Below are 25,835 nucleotides of genomic sequence, written 5' to 3' on the forward strand. Positions count from 1 at the left end.
CCACCCCACACCTGGACTACTTGTTACGGGCCTTCTCCCGCGACCGCGCACGCGCACGGTCGGTCTGCGAGAGGTGCAGCTTGCGCACGCGCACGTCCTCCGGCGTGACCTCGACGCACTCGTCCGCAGCACAGAACTCGAGCGCTGCCTCGAGGGTCAGCTCGATCGGCTTGGCGAGGGTCTCCATCACGTCGGCGGTCGAAGAGCGCATGTTGGTGAGCTTCTTCTCGCGGGTGACGTTGATGTCGAGGTCCTCGGCGCGCGGGTTGATGCCCACGACGTGGCCCTCGTAGGTGTCGCTGCCCGGTTCGACGAAGAAGGTGCCGCGGTCGGCGAGCTGGATCATCGCGAACGGGGTGACCGAACCGGCACGGTCGGAGACGAGCGAACCCGTGTGGCGGGCGCGGATCTCGCCGGCCCACGGCGCGTAACCGTGGAAGATGGCGTTCGAGATGCCGGTGCCGCGGGTCTCCGTGAGGAAGTCGGTACGGAAACCGATCAGACCGCGCGACGGGATGATGAACTCCATACGAACCCAACCGGTGCCCTGGTTGGTCATCTGGACCATCTTGCCCTTGCGGTTCGCGAGCAGCTGGGTGATGGCGCCGAGGTGCTCCTCGGGGCTGTCGATGGTCAGCTCCTCGTAGGGCTCGTGCAGCTTGCCGTCGATGGTGCGGGTGACCACCTGCGGCTTGCCGACGGTCAGCTCGAAGCCTTCACGGCGCATCTGCTCGACGAGGATGGCCAGGGCGAGTTCGCCTCGGCCCTGCACCTCCCACGCGTCGGGGCGTCCGATGTCGAGGACGCGCAGCGAGACGTTGCCGACGAGCTCGGAGTCGAGCCGCGTCTTCACCATGCGGGCGGTGAGCTTGTGGCCCTTGACCCGGCCGACGAGCGGCGAGGTGTTGGTGCCGATGACCATCGAGATGGCCGGCTCGTCGACGGTGATGCGCGGCAGCGCCACCGGGTTCTCCGGATCGGCGAGCGTGTCGCCGATCATGATCTCCGGGATACCGGCCACGGCGACGATGTCGCCGGCGACCGCGACCTCGCCCGGCTGCCGCTCGACACCGACGGTCTTGAGCAGCTCGGTGATCTTGACGTTCTTGACGCCGTCGGCGTGCATCCACGCGACGGTCTGGCCCTTGCGCAGCTCACCCTGGTGGATGCGCAGCAGCGCGAGACGACCGAGGAACTCGGAGGCGTCGAGGTTGGTGACGTGCGCCTGCAGCGGCGCCGACGGATCACCCTTGGGTGCGGGGATGCACTCCATGAGGACCTCGAAGAGCTCGTCGAGGTTCTCGGCGTCGGGGACCTGGCCGTTCTCGGGCTGCTTCTTCGACGCCTTGCCCTCACGACCGGAGGCGTAGAGGACGGGCAGCTCGAGAGCGAGCTCGGCAGCTTCCGCGGCCTCGTCGTCGAGGTCGGACGCGAGGTCGAGCAGCAGGGTCTGGCTCTCCTCGACGACCTCGGCGATGCGGGCGTCCGGGCGGTCGGTCTTGTTGACCACGAGGATCACCGGCAGCGACGCGGCGAGCGCCTTGCGGAGCACGAAGCGGGTCTGCGGCAACGGGCCCTCGGAGGAGTCGACCAGCAGGACGACGCCGTCGACCATGGACAGGCCGCGTTCGACCTCACCGCCGAAGTCGGCGTGGCCGGGGGTGTCGATGACGTTGATGACAGTGACGGTGCCGTCCGGGTGGTGACGGTGCACCGCGGTGTTCTTCGCGAGAATGGTGATGCCCTTCTCGCGCTCGAGGTCGCCCGAGTCCATGACCCGGTCGACGAGTTCCGCACGTTCGGCGAACGCGCCCGACTGGCGCAACATGGCGTCGACGAGAGTGGTCTTTCCATGGTCGACGTGCGCCACGATGGCGACGTTCCGAAAATCAGCGGTGCTCACGCGATAGCTCTCCTGGCTGTAGTCCGGCCACACGGCACTGGACCCGGTCGGCACCTCGCCCGTACGGCGTTCGTCTCGATGGCCGCGACGCGAGATTGCGAGCTACCTGCCCCGTCCGATTCTCGGCGTGCAGGCACTGCGGCCGTCAATACACTTTACAGGCCGTTTGTCGGTCGCCGCTTCTACCTCATCCGATACCCGCAGGTCGGCGACGATCGGGGTGACGCTCGACACTCCCACGGGAGACGTAAGCACCGAATCCGGCACCACATGCACCCCTTGGCTCACAAGTAAGGGGATGCTAACCTTCGCCCGCCGGTGGATTCGCCGCACGCAGGACCGTGGAAGGCAGGCGGAACGTATGGGGAAGGTGAAGGCGAGCAAGGTCGCAGGCCTGAAGCCGAAGAAGAAGTGCTGCCGCAAGAAGACGCGGTGCCTCAAATGCCCCGTCGTCGTCATGCGCATGAGGAAGGTCGAGAACGACGGCCTGAGCAAGAAGGAACTGCGTAAGTATCTCGACAAGGCACGCGCCGCCTGACCACAAGGCATGCGCCGTATGACCTCAGCGCCGCAGATGTTCGCGTAGGTCCGGGATCCACGCACGATCGGCCGGCACGAGATCGACCTGCTCGAGTTCGTCCGCGTCGACCCACCGCAACGCCGCATGGTCCAGCGGCTCGGGATCACCCGAGACGAGTTCGACCCTGTAGGCACACAACTCGCGGCCTCCGGCCAACGGCACCGCGACCCCGAGCCGCTCCGCACCGCGCACCTCGACACCGAGTTCTTCCCTCAGCTCCCGCACGAGCGCCGCTTCCACGCTCTCCCCCGGTTCCGCCTTGCCGCCGGGCAACTCCCACAGGCCCGCGAGGTCGACGGGCCGCGTGCGCTGGGCGAGCAGCACGCGTCCGTCCCGGATGACGGCGCCGGCCACGACGTGCCCATCGGGCGCCGGTGTACTCGCAGACGATGCGCTTGCAGACATGACCTGCATCGTCCCAGAATGAGTCATGTCCCAGCTGCTGACGGACGGAGAGATCGACGCCGCGCTCGCCGAGTTGCCGCACTGGCACCGCGCGGGACAGTCGCTGGTCCGCACCATCGAGGCGCCCACCTTCCCCGACGCGATCGCGCTCGTCGACCGGGTGGCCGTCGTCGCCGAGGAGGCGAATCACCATCCGGACATCGACATCAGGTGGCGGAAGGTGACCTTCGCGTTGAGCACGCATTCCGCCGGTGGCATCACGGAGTCGGATCCGGCTCTTGCGCGTCGGATCGACGAGGAGGCACGGCGCTCGGGTCTGTAGTCGCCCGTTCGTCCTGCTCCTCGCGCCCCCGGGCGGCGAGGATCACGACGACGTAGACGGCGAGGACACCGACCACGTTGACGGCGCCGAGCCAGGCGAGCGGAGCGGGACGTTCGACGTCCCAGATCGAGTTCTGCGCCGTACTCAGCACCCACGGAACGCCGATCAGCGTGACCGCGGCCCAGCACGCGGCCACGATGCGGGCTCCGAGCGACCGCACGAGTGGCCCGTAGACGAGCCACAGCAGCAACGGGACGACCCACACCCAGTGGTGGACCCACGAGATGGGCGAGACGAGCAGACCGAACAGCTGCACGATCAGCAGCGTGCCGAGACGGTCGTGCGTTCCGTCGGGCAGCGGTCCCAGCGACCGCCACGCCGCGAACGCGAGGACCGCGCAGACGACGACGCCGACCAGCCACACCGGACCGAGCCCGACGTCCTCACCCGCGAGACGACCCAGCGCTCCGCGCAGCGACTGGTTCCACACCGAGACGACAGGTCCGATCCGGTCCGCGTCGCCGAAGAGAGACCCGAAGTAGGTGGCGGCCTGGGAGCCGAGCACCAGCAGGCTCACCAGGACGGTCCCTACGAAGACGACCGCGGAGAACACCGCCTCCCGCCGGCGCCTCTGCGCGAGGAAGTAGAGCCCGGTGATGGCGGGCGTGAGCTTGATCCCGGCGAGTACGCCGACGAGTCCACCCGACAGCCACCATCGGGAACTGCGGGCCGCGAGCATCACGCCGAGGACGAGGAAGACGTTGATCTGGCCGTAGTCGAGGGTCGTGCGTACCGGCTCGGTCCATATGCCCGCAGCCGTCCACAGCATCGCGATACCGATCCACGACCGGTTCCGCGCCCGCGCGCCCACGACGAGTTCGAGGGAGATCCACACGACGGCGAACAGCGCCGCGACCGTCAGCAGCTGCCAGGCCACGCCCAGGACCCCGAACGGGATCAGGTGCAGGGGCAGGAAGACGAGGGCGGCGAAGGGTGGATAGGTGAACGGCAGCGGGAAGTCGGGGGTGTCCTCCGAATAGGTGAACCCGTAGAGGTCGCCCTGCAGCAGAGCGGCCGATCCCTCGACGTAGACGTGCAGGTCGACGAGGTTCATGCCGTTGGGAGTGATGAATCCCCAGGCGAGCCGGACGACGACGGACAGCGCCAGTAACGCCGCGCACCACCACATCCGGTGCGAAGGAAACCCTCGTGGCACTACGGTGCGGCCTCTCCCGTCGAACGTCCGTCCGGTGAACCGGACCCGGCGAAGGAGATTACCGTTCCGATAGGCATGCAAACGAACCGGAGTTCACTCCCGTAACGATTTCATCTACAGTCACAATCTTCTCAGGTCGGACGCGTTATGTTCGACAGGAACCGAGGGACGGAACACCCCGTGGTTAGAATCCCGAACCAGCGATGGGCGCGCCGTTCCGAAACGGCAGGCTTGTCCCGTGTGCGGGGGGTCCATAGAGTGTCCCCTCGAGCCGTCAGCATCCGGTCGTTCGTCCCGAACAACCGGATGCTTCAACGACAAGGATGGGGAACAGTGCTTCGTACTCGAGGAATGCGACGGGTGCTCACGCTGTGCGCACTCGCCGCCACCGCGGGATTGGCCGTGCCTACGCAGGCCGTCGCGCAACCGGCGCCACCCGCGCTGCCGGATCTGGCAGGGCTCGTCGAACTGCCCCGGTTCGAGATTCCCGCCGATCTTTCCGTCGAGTCGTTGACCGACCTCCTCGCCGGGGTCCGGGCGAACCCCGAAGAGGTCGAGGCCCTGGCTTCCCTCGCGCCCGCGATCATCGGTGCGGCCGCAGGCCCCGCCGATGTCGCCGACGCGGCCGACGGCAAGAACGACCTGCTGGCGCAGGCCAAGGAACTGCTCGCGAACTCCGAGCTCCCCGAGTCCGTGAAGAGCACCCTCCAGCGCGTCATCACCTTCCTCGACGGCAGCGGCGGTGGCGGACCCGAGATCCCCGAGCCCGGCGCCGTGGTGATCTCGCAGTTCCTCTACCCGACGATCGGCAAGGGTTGCATCGGCGACAGCCAGGACTCCGTGGGCACCGCCCTCGCGGTCGCGGGTCCGTCCCACCTTCCCCCTCCCGGACCGGCCGCAGGCCAGACCGGCTTCGTCTTCACCGCGCTGGGCACCGCCCCCGCCGCCGGCGAACAGCAGCAGCCGCTCACCCTGAGCTGGGTCAACGTCTCCAACGGACGCACGGGAACGCAGCCGCTCACCAACGACGCGAAGATCAACCCCGACGGCCCGACCACGCTGAGCGCGATCGCCGACACCGGTTCGGGTCAGGTCCTCGCCGTGATCTCCGGTGGAATCACCACGCAGGACGAGGGCGCCGATCCGCGTTCGTGCACCTTCCTGCCCACCGTGGGTCTCGTCGCCGTGCCCTGATCACGTCGAACGCAGATCACGTCGAACGTACCGAAGGCCGCCGGGGAGTTTCTCCCGGCGGCCTTCGCGTCTCTTCCCCCGTCGCTGTCGGGCGTGATAGACCGGAGCATGGCCTTCCCCGCGTCGCGCATCCCGTCGAAGCAGCGTCGTCTGCGGCACCGAGCCGGCGCCGCGTCCGTGAATTCCCGCCGTTCGCTCCTCTCCCACCGCTCGATCCTGTCGATCGCCTCGGAGCGGTCGATCCTGTCGATCGGTTCCTCGTACTCGATCCTGTCGATCGGTAGCTGCGGGTCGGTCCTGTCCATCGGCTCCGTCGGATCGTTCGGTTCGGCGTTGTCGTCACTGTCGTTCGCGAGTCTCGGCTCGGCGCTGTCCGGACTGTCGCGCTGGTCGCTGCTGGCGTGGCGGGGCGATCATTCCGCACCCGACGAGCATCCGCCGCTCTCGATCACCGTCGACGAATCCGAGCCCGACAAGCACTGTCAGTCCTGACACCGGGAGCCGGTCGAACGACCACGCAGGACCGGAAGGCGGAAGGTCACTAGGGATCGACGGGCCCGTCATGTTAGACACGATGGCAGCGTCGTTCGTATTGCGCACAAATTGTCGTCGTAGGCCGCGTCACCCCGGCCCCGGACCGAGGAGCCGCATGGCCGTAGAGACACCGCTCTCCACCCGGGAGATTCCTGCCCCGCGCGGGATCGTGCCGGTCCTCGCGACCGTCGGTATCAGCGTCGCGCTCATGCAGACCCTGATCGTTCCGCTCCTCCCCCGGTTGCCGGTGCTCGTCGGCGCGACGCCCGAGAACACGTCCTGGGCCGTGACGGCGACTCTGCTCGCCGGCGCGGTGGTCACTCCGATCAGTGGTCGCCTCGGCGACATGTTCGGCAAACGCCGGATGCTGCTGGCCTCGCTGTCGCTGATGGTGCTCGGTTCGGCGGTCTGCGCGCTCGCGACGACCCTCGTTCCGCTCGTGGTCGGTCGGGCACTCCAGGGCGCCGCGATGGGCGCGATCCCGCTCGGTATCGCGATTCTGCGCGACGAGTTGCCCGCCCGGCGACTCCCGGGCGCCATGGCCACCATCAGCGCCACGATGGGTGTCGGCGGCGCGATCGGCCTGCCCGCCGCGGCCTTCGTCGCCCAGGCGACCGACTGGCATATGCTCTTCGTCGCCTCGCTGGCCCTCGGACTCATCGGGATCGCCGCGATCCTGTTCGTCGTGCCCGAGTCGTCGCAACGCAATCCGGGACGCTTCGACGTCGCCGGGGCACTGTTGCTCTCCGTCGCCCTCGTGTTGTTGCTCCTGCCGGTCACCAAGGGCAACGACTGGGGATGGACCGCCCCGGCCACCCTCGGAATGCTCGCCGGGGCACTCGTGGTGTTCGTCGGCTGGGGCCTGTACGAACTGCGGATACCGCGACCGCTCGTGGACCTTCGGCTGTCCGCCCGCCGGCCGATCCTCATGACGAATCTCGCGTCGGTCGCACTCGGCTTCTCGATGTACTCGAACATCCTGGCGTTCCCGCAGCTACTGATGGCGCCGACGGAGACCGGTTACGGTTTCGGGCAGACGATGGTCACCGCCGGGATCGCGCTCGCTCCCGCGGGGCTCGTCATGATGGCGCTGTCCCCCGTCTCGGCGCGCATCACGACGCGGTTCGGGGCTCGCGTGACCCTCGGTTGCGGCGCGGTACTGGTGGGCCTCGGCTATCTGATGGCGTACGTGCTGTACCAGGAGGTCTGGCACATCGTCGGCGCCTCGATGCTCATCGGCGCCGGTGTGGGTCTCGCCTACGCCGCGATGCCCGCGCTCATCATGGGCGCCGTGCCGTTGCGCGAGTCCGCCGCGGCCAACAGCCTCAACACCCTGATGCGGTCGATCGGCACGACGAGCGCCGCAGCGGTGGTAGGTGTGATGCTGGCGGCGATGACCCAGCGCATCGGCGACGCCGTGGTGCCCGCCCTGGAAGGGTTCCGCGCCAGCTTCCTGGTGGCGGTGGGCGCGGCAGTGGTGGCGCTGGTCTTCACGATCCTCATCCCGCCGCCGGGCCGCTCCGTGCGACCCGTCGACGAGACCCGACCCGAGCGCTAACTTCCCAGGAGTCCCGGGGCGGAACTCGGTGCGCTGCCGGCGAGCGACCACTGGCCGTAGTCGGGCGTGAGCACGTGGTTGATGTCGACGCCGATGCCGTCGATCCGGACCTCGCCCGGGATCTGGTGCAGGTTCGCCCGCGGATGCACGTACCCCTTGGGCGTGCCCCAGTCGTGCTGCCAGTAGAAGGACCCGAGGGAGACCGCCGACGCCCAGTCGATGGTCGGCGAGTTGGCGTACACACCGAGATTTCCGGCGCCGACCACTTCCTGCCAGCCCAGCAGGTACGGCACGACCTGGAGCGTGAACTGCTCGAAGGTCGGGTTGTCGTCGATCGAGGCGTAGATCGGCCGGTTCTCCGGGCCACCGGCCGCGTAGTGGAGGTCGAGGCCGCGCCGGGCGTGCTTCAGACCGGCCTCGTAACCACCGAGCCAGTCGGCGGTCTCGGCCTTGCCGTACTGGTAGCACGAGACCACTTCGAGGCCGCTGTCGACCAGCGCGTCCGCTTCCCGTCCGGTGAGCGGCTTGGCGCGCATCCACGCCGCGTCGGGCCGCGCGTCGGACACGTACCGGATGGCGCCGATATGGCCGGCGGCGCGGATCGACGAGGGCGACGGCACGGCGGCCGAGTAGTCGATGATCGTCCCGAGCACCGGGCGTCCCTGGGCCAGGCCCGGCGCGCCGAGCGCAGAGATCAACGCGACGCCCGATCCGAGCGTCGCGTACCGCAACATGTCCCGCCGCGAAAAGGTCATCGCCACCTGTCCTTCGTATTGCCGTCCGTACGTCCGCCGTATTGCATCACAATCACAGGTGTCCCACCGGCCACACGGGGAATTCGACAGGTCGCGGCAGCCGATATCGCGACGGCGCTACGAGGTCAGCGGCCGGACAGTTCGGCGAAGAAGGCCGGCACCAGGGAGACGTCCTCGATCGTCCGCACCGTGGAGCGGACACCGAGACCGTGCTCCTTGAGCAGATCGCACAACCCGTCGCCGTCGACGAGATCGATCGGCGGGGCACCGTGCCGGTGGGCTTCGGCGCGTGCGTCCTCGGTGAACGATCCGGTGGTGACGAGCAGGCCCTTCTCGCCCCGCCCGACCATTGCGGCGCGGAACTCGCGGACCACGTCGGCACCCGCCTTCTCCGGTGCCCGCAGGAAACGGAAGAACACCGAGAAGCTCAGCAGCGACACGCGCAGGACTCCGGTGCCCTCGACGTGGCCCTCGGGGGCGTGGGATCCGCCCGGCGCCGGAATCGTCAGGGTGGTGAATCCGGCCGCGCGCAGCACCGCGGTGGCGAGCCGTTCGAAACCGTCCTCCGACAGGTCGGCGACGGCGCCGAGGACCGGTTCGCGCCACAGTTCGGGATCCTCGGGGGCGGCTGCGAGCGGCACGACCTGGGCGCCCTGCGAGACGTTCCGCACCATGCGCTTGCGGCGCTTCTCGGCCGTGTACGCGACCTGCATGGGCTTGATCTCCGACTCGCGCACAGCGCGGCCGCGGTCGGTCACGCTCCACACACCGCGGCGGGTGTTCGACAGCAGGCCCATGCCCTTGAGGTACGTCCGGGCCCAGGCCAGCCGGTATTCGATCTCCGTTCCGGGGCCGTCGCCGTGGAGTACTGCCCGTGCTTCCTCGGACAGTCCGGTCCGGGCGATCACGGCGGAATCGATCTCCTCGATGACGCCGGATCCGCCGAGCTCGATCACCGCCTGCACGGTCGGCCAGAGAAGATCCGTGTACGGCGGCAACGTGGCCTCGCCACCTCCGGTGTTCCGGACGGAGTTTCCGATCGCGTTCCGGCGCTGCACACCTTCCCCTAACGTCGCGGCCGTGCGGCCGCACTATCGGTCCTGCACGTAGGCAACAACCCTATCCGATGCACGGCCCCTGTCCGCGGGTGCCGGATCGGGCGCGCCGAATCACGAACCGATCGCCCTTCCCGGTCCTACGATTTCCCCACGGAAGAATTTCGCCTCCACCGAAGCGAGTCGCCATGCAACGTCCGGCGCCTGTCGATCTGGCACACCATCCGCATCTCAGTGGCCTGTTCGCGCCTCAACGCGAGGAAGTGGACGTCCGCGAGCTGGAGGTCGACGGGGAACTTCCCGCAGATCTGCACGGAAGCTATCTCCGCAACGGACCCAATCCGCGCTTCGACCCGATCGGCCACTACGTCTACCCGATCGACGGCGACGGCATGGTCCATCGCGTGCAGATCTCCGAGGGCACCGCCCGCTACACGAACCGGTTCGTGCGGACCCCGCAGGTCGTCGCGGAGGAGAAGGCCGGCCGCGCGCTGTGGGCCGGCATCACCGATCCGTACTTCCCTCCCGAAGAGGAGGTCGGGCCCGACCTCGCGAACACCATGCGCGAACTGCCGGACATCAACATCGTCCGGCACGGCGGGCGGCTCATGGCGATGGCCGAGGCGTCACCGCCGTACACCCTGGGTTCCGACCTCGAGACGCTCGGACGCGAGACCTTCGACGGAACCCTGCCGGTCGGGCTGACGGCGCACCCGAAGATCGATCCGCACACCGGCGAGATGGTCGCCTTCTGCTATATGCTCGACCCGCCGTATCTGACCTGGTCGGTGGTCGCACCGGACGGGACGGTGACGCGCGCGCCGACCCCGATCGACGGCGTCGACCGGCCGTTGATGATCCACGACATGGCGCTGACACCGACTTATGTCGTTCTGGTCCTGGCCCCGCTCGTGTTCGACCTCTCGCAGATCTTCTCCGGCGGGTCGCCGCTCGACTGGAAGCCGGAGCTCGGAACGCGTGTCGCACTCGTCCCCCGCGACGGCGGGGCGGTGCGGTGGTTCTCGACCGACACCTTCTGGATGTGGCACACCGCCAACGCGTTCGACCTGCCCGACGACGATGTCGCACTCGACTACGTGGAGTGGGCGTATCCGGGCGCGTTGACCGAGAAAACGGGTCCGAACCGGTCCGTCCTACGACGCGCCGTGATCGGTCGCCACGGGATCACCCGCACGACTCTGCACGAACGCGACATCGAGTTCCCCCGCATCGACGATCGGTCGATGACCCTCGGCCACTCCGTCGTCGCGACCATCGGGCGCAGCAGGTCGCAGAAACTCCCTGCGGGAGCGGCCGATTCGCTCTTCTGGTTCGATGTGGCGTCCGGAACCGAATCGGTCTGGGCGCACGAGACCCTCTCCCCCGGCGAACCGGCCTATCTCTCGGGTGATTCGGGCGGCTACTGGGGCGCGATCGCGACCGACCGGGCGGACATGACGAGCTGGTTCCTCGTCTTCCCCGAGACCGACCCGGCGTCGGGCCCGATCGCGCGGGTCCGTCTGCCGATCCGTGTCCCGGCCGGCCTGCACGGAGCCTGGCTCCCGCCGGACTGAGCGTCGCTCCGGCTAGTTTGGGTGGATGGGTTTCACACGAGCCGAACTCGAGTCCTTCCGCGATGCGGTGATCCCCGATCTCGTCGCGCCCGGTTGCCGCCTGTTGTTCGTCGGCATCAATCCGGGACTGTGGACCGCGGCAACGGGAGCCCACTTCGCACGGCCCGGAAATCGCTTCTACCCCGCCCTGTTCCGCGCCGGCATCGTCGACCGGCTGATCGACGCGTCGTCCGGCATGAGCGACGCCGACCGCGATCACCTGCTCGAGCGGGGTATCGGCATCACGAACCTGGCGCCGCGCGCGACGGCCCGCGCCGACGAGCTCACCGACGAAGAACTGCGTGAGGGCGGACGCCATCTGGCGAACGTGGTGGCCGAGTTCCGCCCTCGTGCCGTGGCGGTCGCGGGCATCACCGCCTACCGCGCGGCCTTCGGCCGGCGCAAGGCGAAGGCCGGGCGGCAGGACGACACGATCGGCGACGTCCCGTTGTGGGTGGTGCCCAATCCGAGCGGGTTGAACGCCCACGAGACGGTGGAGTCGCTGGCGCGGGCCTACGCCGAACCGGCCCGGGCGGCCGGCATCCTGTCCTGAACTACCGCTGAGCGCCGAACACCTTGCCGAGGAAGTGTGTGGCGCGGTAGCCGGGCGGTGTGCCCTGCACGACGACCGCCCATCCCTCGGAGTTCTCGGTGCGGAGCGGGAGGATCGCCTGGTACTCCGGGGATTCGTACCATGATCGGGCACGGTCGACGTCGGGGAATTCGATGATCACGAGGTTTCCCTCGAAGGGTCCTTCCATCCCTTCGGGGTCGACGCCGTGGACGAGGAAGCGTCCGTCGTACGGGGCGAGGGTGTCGTCGATGGTCTCGATGTACCGGACGATGTCGTCGTTGAGGTCGACGTTGCGGAGATGAGCCACTGCGTATGCGTTCATGGGGACCACCCTGCGCCTCGTCGTGCACGGAATCGATTACCCCGGAAGTAATGGTGACCGTTCCCCGCCGGCTCTACTGTCGGGTGCATGACCACGGTCGACACTCCCCACGCCGGAGCCCTGCTGCGGGCATGGCGCGAGCGCCGCGGCCTGAGCCAGCTCGCCCTGGCCCACACCGCCGGCATCTCGTCGCGGCATCTCAGCTTCGTCGAGACCGGCCGGTCCCGCCCGTCACGAGCGACCGTGCTGAAGCTGAGCGACCGGCTGGACATCCCGCTGCGCGAACGCAACACCATCCTGGTCGCGGCGGGCCACGCGCCCGTCTACCCCGAGCATCACCTCGGCGACATGCCGATGGCGGCGATCTCCGACGCGATCACGCGAATCCTGTCGTCGCACCACCCCTTTCCCGCACTTGTCGTCGACCGGCACTGGACGATGGTCGATTCCAACGACGCCGTCGGGGTGTTCGTCGAGGGGTGCGCTCCGGAACTGCTGGAACCGCCGATCAACGTGCTGCGCCTGACCCTGCACCCGCGGGGACTGGCGCCGCGCATCGTCGATCTCGGGCAGTGGCGCGGTCATCTGCTCGCCCGGCTGCAACACCAGATCGGTGCGACCGCCGACCCCGTCCTGCTGCGCCTGTACGACGAACTCGCCGGGTATCCCTGCGACGATCCGGTCGACGAGGTCGAACCGCATTCGCTGGTCGTGCCGATGCGGTTGCGGACCGAGGCCGGTGAGTTGTCGTTCTTCAGCACGACGACCCTCTTCGGGACCCCGCTCGACGTGACGGTGTCGGAACTGGCGATCGAGGCGTTCTATCCCGCCGACGAGGCGACGGCCCGGACGCTGAGCGGAGCGTGATCGCCGAATCGGCCGATCACGAACGGTTTCCGCGCTAACGTGGGAGGTGCGCGTCTGCCGAGCGGATCATGCGGAGGACACCGACATGAGCACTGCGAAATGGTGGGTTCTCGATCAGCGGGAGTCCGGCTTCGCCCTCGAACACCGCCCCAGCGGCGACCTCGTCCTGATGAACACCGCGACGTCGGAAGAACACGTCCTGCACGGCTACGTGTGGAAGCACTGTCCGCACTTCGGCCTGCAGATCCAGAGCGAGGGCCCACCCCCGTACGGACCGTGGGTGGAGAACCCCGAGGAGTGAGTTTCCCTCACGGGATCATCCGTAGCGGCGTGTGCTCGCCGGTGGCGGTATCGATCAGCACCGCGCGATCGAGTGTCGCTTCGATGGGCAGCACGTCGTAGACGACCGCGCCCAGGCGGTCGAGTTCCTCGCGCCGGGTTCGGGGACTCAGCGAACAGTGCGGGGTCCAGCGTCCCGGGACGTAGTAGCGGTGCAGGTCCGCACCCGTCGTCTCCACGACCTGCACGACGCGGTCCTGCCGCTGCACGAGTTCGGACGAGGGGGCAGGCACGAGCGACGCCCGGCCGCGCCGGAACAGCCCGAGCGTGTCGATGTAGACCGGGACGGGTCCCCCGTCGGGCATGTTCTCGAGGGCCGAGACGACGGCGGGTAGATCGTAGGTCCGCAGTACCGCGTACGACAGGTGCGGCACGTGCTTGCGGTGCGTGTGGGTGAGCAGGGTCGGGATGCCGCTCTCCTCGAGCCGGCCCCACAGTCGCCGGATCGCGCGGTCGGTCTCGGTGTCGAACAGGAGACAGACCGCCAGCGCCATCAGTTGAGTGTGGCGTGCCAGACGAGCGCGGCAGCGAGGGCACCGGCGCCGTTGAGCGACCAGTGCAGCGCGATGGGCGCGAGGATGCTGCCGCTGCGACGACGCAGCCACGTGAACACGAAGCCCGCGGCGGCGGTCGCGATCACCGCGCCGACGATGCCGGCGATCTGCGCGAGCAGTCCGGCGCCGAGGAAGGCGCTGAGGCCGGCGTTGCCCGCCGTGAGACCGAACGACGAGGCGACGTGCCACAGGCCGAACAGCAGGGATCCCGCGGCGAAGACCCCGCGTGCGCCCCACACCCGCTCGAGGGTTCCGTGGAGCACCCCGCGGAAGGCGAGTTCCTCGGGGATGACGGTCTGGAGCGGGATGATGATCATCGAGGCGACGAGGGCACCGGAGATCGTGGCGTAGCGCTCGGAGAGGAAGAACTGCCTGGTGAACGGCAGGGCGATACCGATCGCGACGACCGCCAGGACGAGGGCCACGGCTGCTACCGAGTAGAGCGTCCCCTTCTTCCAGTGCCGAGGTGAGAGTCCGAGTTCCGACCAGCGCATGCCGCGTCGACGCATCATCGCGACCAGCACGCATGCTGCGATCGGCACGGTCGCGATCGACGCCCACGCGGTGGTGAAGTGGGCGATCAGGTTGGTGGTGACGAGCACCGCGATCACGACGGCAAGATCGATCCAGGCGTGGAAACGGGGAAGCCAGGCCAGCGACGGCAGGCGTCCGGTCTCGGGCGAGGGCAACCGTTCGATTTCTACGGTCACGTGCGATCCCTCCGGAAACTCTCGAACATCCGGTCAAGTGTACGGATCGGGGCCTGCCGGCCGCCGTGACGGCGAACACTCCGGCCTCGACTTCCTTCCGGGATTTCCGGTCGTCGGCGACATAAACACGCCGCCGAAAGTACCGAGACGCAGGTCACATTCAGTCTGCAGGTCGAGTCCGTCACATGCCCCGTTGTCAAGGCCTTGCGTCGGCGCCGCTAACGTGTACGGCGATCATCAGCCCTCTTCCAGGAGAAACAATGGCCGACTTCCTCTACGAGGACCTGCTGCCGATCGGGGAAGACCCCACCGAGTATCGGTTGCTGACCACCGAGGGGGTGTCCACCGTCGAAGGACCCGACGGCCGCACCTTCCTGAAGGTGGAGCCCGAGGCCCTGCGCCTGCTCACCGAGACCGCGCTGCACGACATCTCCCATTACCTGCGCACGGATCACCTGAAGCAGCTGGCGAGCATCCTCGAGGACCCCGAGGCGTCGAACAACGACAAGTTCGTTGCGCTCGACCTCCTGAAGAACGCGAACATCGCCGCCGGCGGCGTGCTGCCCATGTGCCAGGACACCGGCACCGCCATCGTCATGGGCAAGCGCGGCCAGCAGGTACTCACTCCGGGCGACGACGAGGAGTCCATCGCGCGCGGTGTGTACGACGCGTACACGAAGCTGAACCTGCGGTACTCGCAGAACGCCCCGCTGACGATGTGGGACGAGAAGAACACGGGCAACAACCTGCCGGCGCAGATCGAGCTGTACGCGGACACCGCGAAGGGCCACGAGAACGCCTACAAGTTCCTGTTCATGGCCAAGGGCGGCGGATCGGCCAACAAGTCGTACCTGTACCAGGAGACGAAGGCCATCCTGAACCCGGACTCGATGATGCAGTTCCTCGAGGCCAAGATCCGGTCGCTCGGCACCGCGGCGTGCCCGCCCTACCACCTCGCGATCGTCGTCGGCGGCACCTCCGCCGAGTTCGCGCTCAAGACGGCCAAGTACGCCTCGGCGCACTACCTCGACGAGCTGCCCACCGAGGGTGCCATCACCGGCCGTGGCTTCCGCGATCTCGAACTCGAGAAGAAGGTCTTCGAGCTCACCCAGAAGATCGGCATCGGCGCGCAGTTCGGTGGCAAGTACTTCTGCCACGACGTCCGCGTCGTCCGCCTGCCGCGCCACGGCGCGTCGCTGCCCGTCGCGATCGCCGTCTCCTGCTCGGCCGACCGCCAGGCCAAGGCCAAGATCACGCCCGAGGGTGTCTTCCTCGAGCAGCTCGAGTTCAACCCCGGTCGGTTCCTGCCCGAGGTCACCGACAGCCAGCTCGACTCCGAGACGTCGGGGGTCTCGGGCACCGGCAAGGGCGCCGCGGTCAAGATCGACCTCACCCGGCCGATGCCGGAGATCCTCGCCGAGCTGTCCAAGCACCCGGTCAAGACGCGACTGTCGCTCACCGGTCCGCTGGTCGTCGCGCGCGACATCGCGCACGCGAAGATCAAGGAGCGCCTCGACCGCGGGGAGGAGATGCCGCAGTACCTGAAGGATCACCCGGTCTACTACGCCGGTCCGGCGAAGACCCCCGAGGGCCTCGCGTCGGGTTCGTTCGGCCCGACGACGGCCGGTCGCATGGACTCCTACGTCGACCAGTTCCAGGCCGCCGGCGGCTCGATGGTGATGCTCGCGAAGGGCAACCGCTCGAAGCAGGTCACCGACGCCTGCCACAAGTACGGCGGCTTCTACCTCGGTTCCATCGGCGGCCCGGCCGCGCGCCTGGCGCTCGACTGCATCAAGAACGTCGAGATCGTCGAGTACGAAGAGCTCGGCATGGAAGCGGTCTGGAAGATCGAGGTCGAGGACTTCCCCGCCTTCATCGTCGTCGACGACAAGGGCAACGACTTCTTCGCGCACACCGGCGAGGTCACGCTCACGGTCGGCAAGCGCCCCGGTCTGTAGACCCGACTCGCTGTAGACGCACTACCCCGAACGGCCCGGCAGGATTCCTGCCGGGCCGTTCGCGTTCGGGTGGATGTGCGCACCGTGCGGACGGAAACACGCTGCCGAAGCGTGTGCTCATGTCCACAGGACGAGCAAATTCGGACTCAAGCAGCGCAGGTGTGCGTCCGCGCGAGCACCGCGGGCGACTGCACGACCACCTGCTGCAGGAAGTCGAGGACGACGCCCGGTGCCGGTTCGGCGCCGGGTGCGAGCACCGAGCACAGTGCGCGGTACTGGTCGTCGCTCATCACGGGCGCGATACGGAAGTGCGTGGTCATCGCGAGCGTGAAGTCGATCCCGAAGTCGCGGGCGCGGACCTGCAGCTGCGGACCGTGCTCCCCCGCGATCAGGCAGACGTCGAAGACGGCCCGACCGGCGGTGTGCTCGAACGATGCGGCCGGAACGTTGTTGCGGACCATCTGCCGGTAGAGAGGCCGCAGTCCGCCGAGCACGACCGGCGGAAGCGTCACTGCTCGAGGACGGTCGGCGGTGAACATGTGATCACTCCTTCAACCCCTGCGACCCCATCCGGGTCGCCCACTTTTTCTGGAATAAATCCAATAACTGGAACTATTCCAGAAAAACGTTCGAGACGCAACCACCTCGTTGGTCGATCATCCAACCGACGCACCCGCGGCGAACCGAACTCTGTAGCGCTTGCACCTCCCCCGCCGCACGCCCACCGGACAGTATCGAATGCACCGACGAAAGGAGGGTCCGTGCAGCTCACAACGGCCCGGTTCGATGCGATGCCCGAGGACGAGGCCGTCGCTCTGTTGCTCGACTGCTGTTCGAGCCGGACATGGGCGCACTCCGTCGTCGCGGCGCGCCCGTTCGGTTCGCGCACCGTGCTGCTCACCACCGCTGCCGCGGCGGCCGAGAACCTCGACGGTGACGACCTCGCCGACGCCCTCGCCGGCCACCCGCGCATCGGCGAACGCAGCGAACACGCTGCTTCCCGCCGCGAGCAGTCCGCCGTCACCACGGCCGACGCCGACATCCTCGACCGGCTCGCCGCCGGCAACCGCGAATACGAGGAACGGTTCGGGCACGTCTACCTCGTCCGCGCCGCCGGCCGCACGGCACCGGAACTGCTGGAGATCCTCGAACGTCGCCTCGGCAACGACCCGGAGACCGAGAAGGCCGAGATGCGAGCGGCGCTCGCCGAGATCACCCGACTCCGCCTCGAGCGGATCGTCACCGAGACCGCAGGGAGCCGCGCATGAACACCCTGAGTACCCACGTGCTCGACGCGACGGCCGGTGCACCCGCGGTGGGGTTGCACGTCACCCTCACCGACACGCACGGAACCTCGCTGGGCGCCGGCGTCACCGACGACGACGGCCGCCTCACCGGTTTCACCGACGCGCTGCCCGAGGGCACCTACCACCTGACCTTCGCCACCGGCGACTGGTTCTCGAGCCGTGGAGTCGCGTCCTTCTATCCGGAGGTGACCGTCACCTTCCGTATCCCGAAAGGCAGCAGCCACTTCCACGTGCCGCTCCTCCTGTCGCCCTATTCGTATTCCACCTACCGCGGGAGCTGACCACCATGACCGAACTGACCGGCAAGATCGTCCTCGGACCGCACCGCTACGGCAAGGCCGAGAACCGGGTGGTGCGCATCGTGCGTGACACCGACCGGCACGAGATCCGCGACCTGAACGTCTCGTCCTGCCTGCACGGCGATTTCGACGCCGCACACCTGGAGGGTGATCAGGGCACGGTGCTGCCCACCGACAGCCAGAAGCAGACCATCTACTCCTACGCCAAGGAGAAGGGCGTCGAGTTCGTCGAGGAGTACGGTCTCGCGCTCGCACGGCATTTCGTCGACGACGTCGAACCCGTCCGCTCGGCACGCATCGAGATCGAGGAGTACGCCTGGGAGCGGGTCGTCGTCGACGGCGCCGGGCACGACCACACCTGGACCCGCAAGGGATCCGAGGTCCGCACCGCCGCGATCACCGTCGAGGACACCGGGACCGACCGCCGCGAATGGGTGGTCGGCGGCCTGAAGGACCTCGTCGTCCTCAAGTCCACCGGCTCGGAGTTCCAGGGCTTCCTCACCGACCCGTACACGGTCCTCGAACCGGCAGAGGATCGCATCATGGCGACGAGCCTCCAGGCACGCTGGCGGTTCGCGTCGACCGACGTCGACTGGGACGCCGTCTACGCGGGCGTGCGCGCCACCCTCCTCGAGGTGTTCGCGAACCTGCATTCGAAGGCCCTGCAACAGAGCCTGTACGAGATGGGCCGCGCCGTGCTCGAGCGCTACCCGTCGATCGCCGAGATCCGCCTGTCCGCACCGAACAAGCACCACTTCCTCTACGACCTGACACGTTTCGGAGTGGAGAACGCCGGTGAGGTCTTCCACGCCGACGACCGGCCCTACGGACTGATCCAGGCGAGCGTGCTGCGCGAGGACGCCCCCGATGCCGGCATCTCCTGGGAGCCCTACACCGGCGCCATGTGACCACTCACGCGGCACGACAACGGATACCGCTCACGCGAGAGCGGGTTCCAAGGAACGCAACGCGAGATACAGGTCGAAGCGGTCACCGGTGCGCGCGAGGGAACGCCCGGTGAGCGCTTCGACCCGCCCGATGCGGTAGCGGACCGTGTTCAGGTGCACGTGCAGTCGATCGGCCGTGCGCCGCCACGATCCGTCGCAGTCGAGGAATGCCTCGAGGGTCGCGAGCAGACCCGCATCGGTGCGCCGGTCGTGTTCGACGACGTCCCCGAGCAGCCGGTCGGCGTAGGCGCGACGCAGTTCGTCGGGCAGGGTCGACAGCAGGTCGAGCGCCGAATCGAGTTCGGCGCGCCGCACCGACACCGGACCCGGATCATTGTGTGCGGCAGCGCATGCCGACGCTGCCGCGCGGACCGCGCCCGCTGGGTCGTCGTCGGAACTCTGCCCGCCGACACCGACGAACATCCGGTCGCCGCGCAGTGCCGGCGCGAGACGGCCGAGCCGTCGGCTCAACAGCCGTGCCACGTCGACGTCGCTGCCGATCGCCGGGGCGACCACCCTGTTCGCCGCGTCGATCGACGTGACCGCTCCGTCCAGGACGTCCTCGACGAGACCGCGCAGGACATCCGACGAGATCCGGCCCTCGGCCTCGGCCACCACCGCGACCCGCGAGTCCGCAGCGCGCACCGTCGTGGTCCGGTCGGTGATCTCCCATGCCACCCGGCGCCGTTCGTCGCGCCGGATCCGATCGAGAGCGACCACCGCGGCGAGCTCGGAGAACGCCTCGACGCACTCCGGTCCGCTCTCATCGTGCCGGATCACCAGGAACCACGCGTCGATCCGGTCCGTCAGTCCGCGTCCTACCGGCAGGACGGTGAGGTCGTCCGCGAGCCGCAGTGGAAAGCGGTCGGCGGTCAGCGCTGCTGCGGTGATCCGGTCGAGTTCGGTCTCGTCGAGTTCGGCGCCTCCCGCGACGGTCACTCCCGTGGAGGTGATCAGCGCCGATTCCACCCCGAGCTGCTGCGCGAGTCCGTCGAGCAGCTCCCCCACACTTCGACCGTCGGCGACGGCGGCGAGCCATTGCCGCTGCCGCGCCAGCCCCGTCTGCAGACGATCCATCCGGGCCCCGGCCATCCGCCCGGTCATGTATTCGATGACCCGGCTGAACGGCACCTCGTCGGGCACGACCAGCAGCGGCATGCGGTGTCGTGCACACGCCTCGACCACGTCGTCGGGTACCCGGCCGTGCAGGGCCTCGCCGGCCGCCATCGCCGTCACCCCCGCTCCGACGAGCCGTTTGACGAACAGGTCGGAGTCCTCGGCGGAGCGCCGCCACACCAGGCCGGTGAACACGAGCGAGCCTGCGCTGACATAGCGTGTGGGGTCGGGCATGTCGGTGGTGCACGCGCGCAGCACCGGACGGCTCAGGGCCTCCGCGTCGCCGTGCAGTACACCGATTCCGAGCCCCGGCGCCTCCACCACATCTCGAAGAAGCACGATGTTCACCTCCTGGTGACGGTCTTGGACGATCGCACAGTACGAGCCGCGGATTTCCGAGGTGTTTCGTGCGTGCTGCCGCAGAGGTACATCTGTTCGCCGCAGTTGACTGAAGACTCCCGACGATCCGAGGAGTCGACTATGCACGCGCATCCCACCACCCGGCCGCTCGTCATCCGCGGCGCACATGTGGTGAGCATGGACGCCGCCCGCGCCGAACACCGCGACGGATATGTCGTCGTCTCCGGCAACCGGATCGTCGCGGTCGGGTCGGGCGAACCGACCGGCTACGACGACGCGCAGATCGTCGACGGCACCGGGTGCGTGCTCACCCCCGGCCTGATCAACACCCACCACCACCTGTACCAATGGATCACGCGTGGGCTCGCCGCCGACCACACGCTGTTCGAATGGCTCACCACCCTCTATCCCGTCTGGGGTGGCATCGACGCCGACGCCGTGCACGTCGCGGCCAAGGGCGCACTCGCGCATCTGGTGCGCACCGGCTGCACGACCAGCACCGACCACCACTACGTCGTGCCCCGCGAGGGCGGTGACGTCTTCGGCGCGGAGATCGCCGCAGCGGCCGAGGTCGGTATCCGCTTCCATCCCTGCCGCGGGTCCATGGACCTCGGTGCGAGCGCCGGGGGTCTGCCGCCCGATCACATCGTCGAGGACATCGACGCGATCCTCGAGGGCAGCCGCGAGACCGTCGAGCGCTGGCACGATCCGTCGTTCGATTCGATGCTGCGGGTCGCGCTCGCGCCGTGCTCGCCCTTCTCGGTGACCGGCGAGCTGCTGAAGCAGTCCGCGCTGCTCGCCCGCGACCTCGGGGTGCGGCTGCACACCCATCTCGCCGAGACCCTCGACGAGGAGGACTTCTGCCTCGAGAAGTTCGGATGCAAGCCCGTGCAGTACATGGAGTCGCTGGGCTGGACCGGCCCCGACGTCTGGTACGCGCACGCGGTGCACCTCGACGACCGTGACATCGGTGTGCTCGCCGCGTCGGGTACGGGTGCGGCCCACTGCCCCACCTCGAACGCCCGGCTCGGTGCCGGCATCGCCCGCGCCGCCGACCTCTACGCCGCGGGCGTGCCGCTCGGCCTCGGTGTCGACGGTGCCGCGAGCAACGAGTCGTGCTGCATGCTCGAAGAGGCCCACCACGCCGCCCTGTTCGCCCGTGCCCGCAGCGGCCCCCGCGCCATGACGGTGCGGCAGAGTCTCGAACTCGCCACCATCGGCGGTGCCCGGGTCCTCGGGCGCGAGAACGAGATCGGATCGATCGAGGCCGGCAAGCTCGCCGATCTGGCGCTGTGGCGGATCGACGGCCTCGCCCACTCCGGCATCGCCGATCCGGTCGCGGCCCTCGTCCTCGGCAGCACCCCGCCTCTCGAACTGCTGTTGATCAACGGTCGCGAGGTGGTCGTCCGTGACGAGGTCCGCACCGTCGACGAGGACGTCGTGGCACGGCAGGTCGCGGCGGAACACGCCGCGCTGGTCGCCAAGGCGGGGTGAAGGCGATGGATCTGCACAACATCACCGCCTACGACATCGCCCGCGACCGCGCCGATCTGACCTTCGAGGACGGCGCGGCCCCGCTCGGCGGCGGCACCTGGCTGTTCTCCGAACCGCAACCGCACCTGCACCGACTCGTGGATCTGTCCGGCCTCGACTGGCCCGCGGTGACCCGGCATCCCGACGCCCTGGAGATCGCCGCGACCTGCACGGTCGAACGCCTGGCTGCACTCTCGGACGAACCGGAATGGTGTGCGGCACCGCTGTTCCGGCAGTGCGCCGAGGCGTTGCTGGCGTCGTGGAAGATCTGGAAGCGCGCCACGGTCGGTGGCAACATCTGCCTGTCCTTCCCCGCCGGCGCCATGATCTCGCTGGCGACCGCGCTCGACGCGGACGCGGTGATCTGGACGATCGACGGCGGCGAACGGCGGATCCCGGTGGCCGATTTCGTTCTCGGAGTCGCCTCCAACGCCCTCGCACCTGGAGAGCTCCTGCGGAGCATCCGGATCCCGTTGCATGCTCTGAATTCCCGCACGGCCTTCCGCAAGATCGCCCTGTCGCCGCTGGGGCGCTCGGGAGCGGTCGTGATCGGGCGCCGCGACGACGACGGCAGTGTCACGCTGTCGATCACCGCGTCGACGGTGCGTCCCTGTCTCCTGCGGTTCACGGAGATCCCGTCGGCACAGGCGTTGTCCGACGCACTGGCCCGTCTCGTCCCGGCAACGAGCTACTACACCGATGCGCATGGCGCCGCCGACTGGCGACGTGCCGTCACCGCGATTCTCGCCGAAGAGATCCGCACCGAGCTGTCGAATGCTGCGCTGTCGAATACGGAGGTCCAGCCGTGAAACTCACCGTCAACGGCCGCGAACGCGACGTCGACCCCCGGCCCGGCCAGTGCCTGCGCACCCTGCTGCGCGAGACCGAACACTTCGAGGTCAAGAAGGGCTGCGACGCCGGCGATTGCGGCGCGTGCTCGGTCCTGCTCGACGGCGAACCCGTCCACTCGTGCGTGGTCCCGGCCGTGCGGGTCGAGGGCCGCGAGGTCACCACGGTCGCCGGACTGGGCACCCCCGACGACCTGCATCCCGTCCAACAGCGATTCGCCGACGCCGCCGGTTTCCAATGCGGCTTCTGCACCGCAGGCATGATCGTCACCGCGTCCACCTTCACCGACGAGGATCTCGACGACCTGCCGAAACGTTTGAAGGGCAACCTGTGCCGGTGCACCGGCTACCGTTCGATCGAGGACGCCCTGCGGTCGCGCACCAACGTCGAACAGGTCGAAGGCCCCTCGTGCGGTCGCTCGCAGCGCGCGCCGGCCGCGACGCGTGTCGTCAGCGGCACCGAGCCGTACACCCTCGACACCACCGTCGAGGGCCTGCTGCACATCGCCGTCCTCGGCAGCCCGCACACCCATGCGCGCATCCTCTCCGTCGACGTCTCGGCCGCCGAGGCACTCCCCGGTGTCCACGCGGTGCTGTACCACCGTGACGCCCCGGCCACCACCGCCTATTCGACCGCACGTCACGAGAACCGCAACGACGATCCCGACGACACCTACCTGTTCGACCGGGTCGTGCGCTTCCGGGGACAGCGGGTCGCCGCGGTGGTCGCTGAGAGCCCGGCGATCGCGCACCAGGCGCTCGCGTCGATCCACGTCGAGTACGAGGAACTGCCCTTCGTCCTCGATCCCGACGAGGCCCGGCAACCCGGGGCTCCCCTCCTGCACGCCGACAAGTCCGCCGACGCGCGCATCGCCGATCCCGGACGCAACGTCGTCGCCGCGATCCACGGCAGCAGCGGGGACGTCGACGCGGCGGTCGCCTCCGCTGCGGCGGTGGTGCAGGGACGCTGGCAGACCCACCGCGTCCAACACACCCACCTCGAAACACACGGAGCCATCGGGCATCTCGACGAGACCGGTCGGCTCGTCATCCGCAGTTCCACACAGGTGCCTTTCCTGGTGCGCGACGAGTTGTGCCACATCTTCGGACTCGACCGGGATCGGGTGCGCGTGCACACGGCCCGGGTGGGCGGCGGTTTCGGTGCCAAGCAGGAGATGCTGGTCGAGGATGTCGTCGCGGCGGCGGTCCTGAAGACGGGGCGCCCGGTGCAGTGGGAGTTCACCCGCTCCGATCAGCTCACCGTCGCTCCGTGCCGGCATCCCATGCGGGTCGACGTCACCCTCGCCGCCGACGCCGACGGTGTCCTCACCGCCCTCGCGATCGACGTGCTCGCCGATGCGGGCGCCTACGGCAACCACAGCCCCGGGGTGATGTTCCACGGCTGCACAGAGTCGATCGCGGTGTACCGGTGCCCGAACAAGCGGGTCGACGCCGAATCCGTGTACACGAACAACCGGCCGTCGGGTGCCTTCCGCGGTTACGGCCTCGGCCAGGTGATCTTCGCCGTGGAGTCGGCCATGGACGAACTCGCCGGAAAACTCGGCATCGATCCGTACGAGTTCCGGCGCCGCAACATCATCGTGCCGGGAGACCCGCTGGTTGCCGCGCATCCCGAGGGCGCCGACCTGACGTACGGCAGTTACGGACTCGACGAGTGCCTCGATCTTGCCGAACGGGCGATGGCGCGCACGGGTGGCCGGCCCGCGCCGACGGGTGATCACTGGCGGATCGGCGAGGGCATGGCGCTCGCGATGATCGCGACCAACCCACCCAACGGGCACATCTCCGAGGTGTCGATCGAACTTCTGCCCGACGGCCGGTATCTCGCCCGGGTGGGCACGGCGGAGTTCGGCAACGGCACCACTACCGTCCACACCCAGATCGCGGCTACCGCGCTCGGCACCACCCCCGACCGGATCGTCGTCCACCAGTCCGACACCGACGTCACCACCCACGACACCGGCGCGTTCGGGTCGTCGGGCACGGTCGTCGCGTCGAAGGCCCTGCTGGCGGCCTCCCACGAACTGCGACGCCGGATGACCAAGGCCGCTGCGGAGCTGACCGGCCTCGACCCGGAGCAGGCCGAACTGCAGGCCGACGGCGTGCGGTGCGGCGATCGTCTCGTCCCTCCCAGTGAGCTGCTGCAGGTCGCGGGTGGCCTGTTGCGCGCCGAGGGCCGGCACGGCGGTCTGCCGCGGTCGTTGTCGTTCAACGTGCAGGCATTCCGCGTCGCCGTCGACACCCGTACCGGCGAGGTGCGGATCCTCCGCTCGGTCCAGGCCGCCGATGCCGGCACCGTCCTCAACCCCGAGCAGTGCCGCGGGCAGATCGAAGGCGGCGCTGCGCAGGCGCTCGGTGCGTCGATGTACGAGGAGATCATCACCGACGACGCGGGTCGCGTGACGACGGATGTGTTGCGCAACTACCACATTCCGCAGTTCGCGGACGTCCCGCGTACCGAGGTCTACTTCGCCGACACCTACGACGAACTCGGGCCGATGGGCGCCAAGTCGATGAGCGAGGCCCCGTTCAATCCGGTGGCCCCGGCGTTGGCGAACGCCGTGCGCAACGCCATCGGGGTGCGACCGCACGAGCTGCCGCTCTCCCGCGACCGTATCTGGCGCCTCATGCAGTGACCCCGACCCGCCGAGACCGGTGTTGTATGCGATTTCCGGCCGGATTTCGCACACGACATCGGTCTCGTTCGTTGTACGGCCGGACACGCAACGCAGCCGTAACACGAAGTTGATGCAGCAGGGTCGATTCGACCCATCGCGCTGTGTAAAGTACTGAACCACATCGGGAATCGAACCGATGATGTCCGTCCGGCCCAGGGCCGGTGAACGATCCGGAGCTCCCCTCCGGAGGAGGACTCTCCGGTGACGGGCGCGAGGGCCGTCGCAGACGAAGCACCCCACGTCCCCGGAGGTTTCCATGCGATGTTC

The 25,835-nt window shown here is 68.5% G+C and carries 26 protein-coding genes; 16 read left to right on the top strand and 10 right to left on the bottom strand.

Going from position 1 to position 25,835, the window contains the following annotated elements; translation table 11 throughout:
- Positions 1–16 precede the first annotated feature (16 nt).
- Positions 17–1,903 carry a translational GTPase TypA gene (gene typA, locus ACNJ7K_RS02535; protein ID WP_006550583.1) on the bottom strand — a complete coding sequence of 629 codons (1,887 nt, stop codon included), beginning with the start codon at positions 1,901–1,903 and terminating at the stop codon, positions 17–19.
- A 361-nt stretch (positions 1,904–2,264) separates the two neighbouring features.
- On the opposite strand from typA, the gene ACNJ7K_RS02540 reads away from it, so the two are divergent.
- Positions 2,265–2,441 carry a hypothetical protein gene (locus ACNJ7K_RS02540; RefSeq protein WP_095092009.1) on the top strand — a complete coding sequence of 59 codons (177 nt, stop codon included), beginning with the start codon at positions 2,265–2,267 and terminating at the stop codon, positions 2,439–2,441.
- Between the two features lie 24 nt (positions 2,442–2,465).
- On the opposite strand, the gene ACNJ7K_RS02545 is transcribed toward ACNJ7K_RS02540, so the two are convergent.
- Positions 2,466–2,888, bottom strand: a complete 423-nt coding sequence (locus tag ACNJ7K_RS02545) for a (deoxy)nucleoside triphosphate pyrophosphohydrolase (protein WP_487041137.1) — start codon at positions 2,886–2,888, stop codon at positions 2,466–2,468.
- 25 nt (positions 2,889–2,913) lie between these two features.
- Here ACNJ7K_RS02545 and ACNJ7K_RS02550 point away from each other — a divergent pair, with 25 nt between their 5' ends.
- Complete coding sequence (locus ACNJ7K_RS02550) at positions 2,914–3,210, top strand: 4a-hydroxytetrahydrobiopterin dehydratase (RefSeq protein ID WP_006550586.1); 297 nt, start codon at positions 2,914–2,916, stop codon at positions 3,208–3,210.
- On the opposite strand, the gene ACNJ7K_RS02555 is transcribed toward ACNJ7K_RS02550, so the two are convergent.
- Complete coding sequence (locus ACNJ7K_RS02555; RefSeq protein ID WP_487041138.1) at positions 3,146–4,399, bottom strand: mannosyltransferase; 1,254 nt, start codon at positions 4,397–4,399, stop codon at positions 3,146–3,148. The two genes, ACNJ7K_RS02550 and ACNJ7K_RS02555, sit on opposite strands and share 65 nt — an antisense overlap.
- 378 nt (positions 4,400–4,777) lie before the next feature.
- Between ACNJ7K_RS02555 and ACNJ7K_RS02560 the strand changes: the two genes are divergently transcribed.
- From ACNJ7K_RS02560 to ACNJ7K_RS02570, 3 genes are all read left to right on the top strand, one after another.
- On the top strand, positions 4,778–5,620 hold the full coding sequence (locus ACNJ7K_RS02560) for an Rv1157c family protein (RefSeq protein ID WP_159419303.1): 843 nt from the start codon (positions 4,778–4,780) through the stop codon (positions 5,618–5,620).
- A gap of 108 nt (positions 5,621–5,728) precedes the next feature.
- Positions 5,729–6,112, top strand: a complete 384-nt coding sequence (locus ACNJ7K_RS02565; protein WP_120281854.1) for a hypothetical protein — start codon at positions 5,729–5,731, stop codon at positions 6,110–6,112.
- Positions 6,113–6,269: 157 nt separating this feature from the next.
- The gene (locus tag ACNJ7K_RS02570) at positions 6,270–7,712 is read left to right on the top strand and encodes an MFS transporter (protein WP_230790817.1); all 1,443 of its coding nucleotides are present in this window, start codon (positions 6,270–6,272) and stop codon (positions 7,710–7,712) included.
- On the opposite strand, the gene ACNJ7K_RS02575 is transcribed toward ACNJ7K_RS02570, so the two are convergent.
- Both ACNJ7K_RS02575 and ACNJ7K_RS02580 read right to left on the bottom strand, forming a co-directional pair.
- Positions 7,709–8,467, bottom strand: coding sequence for a DUF1906 domain-containing protein (locus tag ACNJ7K_RS02575; protein ID WP_174247071.1), 759 nt, complete (start codon positions 8,465–8,467; stop codon positions 7,709–7,711). The two genes, ACNJ7K_RS02570 and ACNJ7K_RS02575, sit on opposite strands and share 4 nt — an antisense overlap.
- A 125-nt stretch (positions 8,468–8,592) precedes the next feature.
- Positions 8,593–9,525 carry a restriction endonuclease gene (locus ACNJ7K_RS02580; RefSeq protein WP_060651722.1) on the bottom strand — a complete coding sequence of 311 codons (933 nt, stop codon included), beginning with the start codon at positions 9,523–9,525 and terminating at the stop codon, positions 8,593–8,595.
- Positions 9,526–9,710: 185 nt separating this feature from the next.
- Here ACNJ7K_RS02580 and ACNJ7K_RS02585 point away from each other — a divergent pair, with 185 nt between their 5' ends.
- A complete protein-coding gene (locus tag ACNJ7K_RS02585; RefSeq protein ID WP_487041139.1) occupies positions 9,711–11,096 on the top strand; it encodes a carotenoid oxygenase family protein in 1,386 nt (461 codons plus the stop codon).
- A 25-nt stretch (positions 11,097–11,121) separates the two neighbouring features.
- Positions 11,122–11,688 carry a G/U mismatch-specific DNA glycosylase gene (mug, locus tag ACNJ7K_RS02590; protein WP_487041140.1) on the top strand — a complete coding sequence of 189 codons (567 nt, stop codon included), beginning with the start codon at positions 11,122–11,124 and terminating at the stop codon, positions 11,686–11,688.
- Position 11,689: 1 nt separating this feature from the next.
- Here the strand turns inward: mug and ACNJ7K_RS02595 are convergent, their stop codons facing one another.
- A complete protein-coding gene (locus ACNJ7K_RS02595) occupies positions 11,690–12,031 on the bottom strand; it encodes a DUF1330 domain-containing protein (protein WP_487041141.1) in 342 nt (113 codons plus the stop codon).
- Between the two features lie 87 nt (positions 12,032–12,118).
- Here ACNJ7K_RS02595 and ACNJ7K_RS02600 point away from each other — a divergent pair, with 87 nt between their 5' ends.
- Positions 12,119–12,898, top strand: a complete 780-nt coding sequence (locus ACNJ7K_RS02600) for a helix-turn-helix domain-containing protein (RefSeq protein WP_487041142.1) — start codon at positions 12,119–12,121, stop codon at positions 12,896–12,898.
- 85 nt (positions 12,899–12,983) lie between these two features.
- Positions 12,984–13,199, top strand: coding sequence for a hypothetical protein (locus ACNJ7K_RS02605; RefSeq protein WP_026061451.1), 216 nt, complete (start codon positions 12,984–12,986; stop codon positions 13,197–13,199).
- Between the two features lie 7 nt (positions 13,200–13,206).
- Here ACNJ7K_RS02605 and ACNJ7K_RS02610 read toward each other — a convergent pair whose 3' ends face one another.
- Both ACNJ7K_RS02610 and ACNJ7K_RS02615 read right to left on the bottom strand, forming a co-directional pair.
- Positions 13,207–13,731, bottom strand: coding sequence for a 2'-5' RNA ligase family protein (locus ACNJ7K_RS02610; protein ID WP_487041143.1), 525 nt, complete (start codon positions 13,729–13,731; stop codon positions 13,207–13,209).
- Complete coding sequence (locus ACNJ7K_RS02615) at positions 13,731–14,480, bottom strand: CPBP family intramembrane glutamic endopeptidase (RefSeq protein ID WP_085989295.1); 750 nt, start codon at positions 14,478–14,480, stop codon at positions 13,731–13,733. Before ACNJ7K_RS02615 ends, ACNJ7K_RS02610 begins: the two co-directional genes overlap by 1 nt.
- Positions 14,481–14,761: 281 nt before the next feature.
- Between ACNJ7K_RS02615 and ACNJ7K_RS02620 the strand changes: the two genes are divergently transcribed.
- Entirely contained in the window at positions 14,762–16,459 is a 1,698-nt protein-coding gene (locus ACNJ7K_RS02620) for a fumarate hydratase (RefSeq protein WP_487041144.1), read from the top strand.
- Positions 16,460–16,605: 146 nt separating this feature from the next.
- On the opposite strand, the gene ACNJ7K_RS02625 is transcribed toward ACNJ7K_RS02620, so the two are convergent.
- A complete protein-coding gene (locus ACNJ7K_RS02625) occupies positions 16,606–16,998 on the bottom strand; it encodes a hypothetical protein (protein ID WP_120281846.1) in 393 nt (130 codons plus the stop codon).
- A 222-nt stretch (positions 16,999–17,220) separates the two neighbouring features.
- Here ACNJ7K_RS02625 and uraD point away from each other — a divergent pair, with 222 nt between their 5' ends.
- The 3 genes from uraD to pucL are packed head-to-tail and all read left to right on the top strand — an operon-like array spanning position 17,221 to position 18,973.
- Entirely contained in the window at positions 17,221–17,727 is a 507-nt protein-coding gene (uraD, locus tag ACNJ7K_RS02630) for a 2-oxo-4-hydroxy-4-carboxy-5-ureidoimidazoline decarboxylase (protein WP_230790822.1), read from the top strand.
- Positions 17,724–18,047, top strand: a complete 324-nt coding sequence (uraH, locus tag ACNJ7K_RS02635; protein ID WP_120281844.1) for a hydroxyisourate hydrolase — start codon at positions 17,724–17,726, stop codon at positions 18,045–18,047. Before uraD ends, uraH begins: the two co-directional genes overlap by 4 nt.
- A 5-nt stretch (positions 18,048–18,052) precedes the next feature.
- Positions 18,053–18,973 carry a factor-independent urate hydroxylase gene (pucL, locus tag ACNJ7K_RS02640; protein ID WP_120281843.1) on the top strand — a complete coding sequence of 307 codons (921 nt, stop codon included), beginning with the start codon at positions 18,053–18,055 and terminating at the stop codon, positions 18,971–18,973.
- A gap of 30 nt (positions 18,974–19,003) precedes the next feature.
- Here pucL and ACNJ7K_RS02645 read toward each other — a convergent pair whose 3' ends face one another.
- On the bottom strand, positions 19,004–20,467 hold the full coding sequence (locus ACNJ7K_RS02645; protein ID WP_487041145.1) for a helix-turn-helix domain-containing protein: 1,464 nt from the start codon (positions 20,465–20,467) through the stop codon (positions 19,004–19,006).
- 141 nt (positions 20,468–20,608) lie between these two features.
- Between ACNJ7K_RS02645 and ACNJ7K_RS02650 the strand changes: the two genes are divergently transcribed.
- From ACNJ7K_RS02650 to ACNJ7K_RS02660, 3 genes are read left to right on the top strand one after another with little or no spacing between them, the layout of a single operon-like run.
- Positions 20,609–21,982 (top strand): 8-oxoguanine deaminase, encoded by a 1,374-nt coding sequence (locus ACNJ7K_RS02650; protein WP_230790825.1) that lies wholly within the window; start codon positions 20,609–20,611, stop codon positions 21,980–21,982.
- A gap of 5 nt (positions 21,983–21,987) precedes the next feature.
- The gene (locus ACNJ7K_RS02655) at positions 21,988–22,830 is read left to right on the top strand and encodes an FAD binding domain-containing protein (protein WP_230790837.1); all 843 of its coding nucleotides are present in this window, start codon (positions 21,988–21,990) and stop codon (positions 22,828–22,830) included.
- On the top strand, positions 22,827–25,526 hold the full coding sequence (locus ACNJ7K_RS02660; RefSeq protein ID WP_487041146.1) for a molybdopterin-dependent oxidoreductase: 2,700 nt from the start codon (positions 22,827–22,829) through the stop codon (positions 25,524–25,526). The genes ACNJ7K_RS02655 and ACNJ7K_RS02660 overlap by 4 nt, the downstream gene beginning before the upstream one ends.
- Positions 25,527–25,835: the final 309 nt, after the last annotated feature.

It is taken from the genome of Rhodococcus shunpengi (assembly GCF_048381395.1).
In the GTDB taxonomy this organism is placed as follows: Bacteria; Actinomycetota; Actinomycetes; order Mycobacteriales; family Mycobacteriaceae; genus Rhodococcus.

Bases quoted from the DNA above. Each gene is read 5' to 3' on its own strand.
- ACNJ7K_RS02555 (WP_487041138.1), bottom strand. From the start codon at position 4,399: ATGTGGTGGTGCGCGGCGTTACTGGCGCTGTCCGTCGTCGTCCGGCTC.
- ACNJ7K_RS02605 (WP_026061451.1), top strand. From the start codon at position 12,984: ATGAGCACTGCGAAATGGTGGGTTCTCGATCAGCGGGAGTCCGGCTTC.
- ACNJ7K_RS02550 (WP_006550586.1), top strand. From the start codon at position 2,914: ATGTCCCAGCTGCTGACGGACGGAGAGATCGACGCCGCGCTCGCCGAG.
- ACNJ7K_RS02570 (WP_230790817.1), top strand. From the start codon at position 6,270: ATGGCCGTAGAGACACCGCTCTCCACCCGGGAGATTCCTGCCCCGCGC.
- ACNJ7K_RS02585 (WP_487041139.1), top strand. From the start codon at position 9,711: ATGCAACGTCCGGCGCCTGTCGATCTGGCACACCATCCGCATCTCAGT.
- ACNJ7K_RS02620 (WP_487041144.1), top strand. From the start codon at position 14,762: ATGGCCGACTTCCTCTACGAGGACCTGCTGCCGATCGGGGAAGACCCC.
- ACNJ7K_RS02595 (WP_487041141.1), bottom strand. From the start codon at position 12,031: ATGAACGCATACGCAGTGGCTCATCTCCGCAACGTCGACCTCAACGAC.
- ACNJ7K_RS02625 (WP_120281846.1), bottom strand. From the start codon at position 16,998: ATGTTCACCGCCGACCGTCCTCGAGCAGTGACGCTTCCGCCGGTCGTG.
- ACNJ7K_RS02655 (WP_230790837.1), top strand. From the start codon at position 21,988: ATGGATCTGCACAACATCACCGCCTACGACATCGCCCGCGACCGCGCC.
- ACNJ7K_RS02540 (WP_095092009.1), top strand. From the start codon at position 2,265: ATGGGGAAGGTGAAGGCGAGCAAGGTCGCAGGCCTGAAGCCGAAGAAG.
- ACNJ7K_RS02545 (WP_487041137.1), bottom strand. From the start codon at position 2,888: ATGTCTGCAAGCGCATCGTCTGCGAGTACACCGGCGCCCGATGGGCAC.
- ACNJ7K_RS02565 (WP_120281854.1), top strand. From the start codon at position 5,729: ATGGCCTTCCCCGCGTCGCGCATCCCGTCGAAGCAGCGTCGTCTGCGG.
- ACNJ7K_RS02560 (WP_159419303.1), top strand. From the start codon at position 4,778: ATGCGACGGGTGCTCACGCTGTGCGCACTCGCCGCCACCGCGGGATTG.
- pucL (WP_120281843.1), top strand. From the start codon at position 18,053: ATGACCGAACTGACCGGCAAGATCGTCCTCGGACCGCACCGCTACGGC.
- uraH (WP_120281844.1), top strand. From the start codon at position 17,724: ATGAACACCCTGAGTACCCACGTGCTCGACGCGACGGCCGGTGCACCC.
- ACNJ7K_RS02650 (WP_230790825.1), top strand. From the start codon at position 20,609: ATGCACGCGCATCCCACCACCCGGCCGCTCGTCATCCGCGGCGCACAT.
- ACNJ7K_RS02600 (WP_487041142.1), top strand. From the start codon at position 12,119: ATGACCACGGTCGACACTCCCCACGCCGGAGCCCTGCTGCGGGCATGG.
- ACNJ7K_RS02610 (WP_487041143.1), bottom strand. From the start codon at position 13,731: ATGGCGCTGGCGGTCTGTCTCCTGTTCGACACCGAGACCGACCGCGCG.
- mug (WP_487041140.1), top strand. From the start codon at position 11,122: ATGGGTTTCACACGAGCCGAACTCGAGTCCTTCCGCGATGCGGTGATC.
- ACNJ7K_RS02575 (WP_174247071.1), bottom strand. From the start codon at position 8,467: ATGACCTTTTCGCGGCGGGACATGTTGCGGTACGCGACGCTCGGATCG.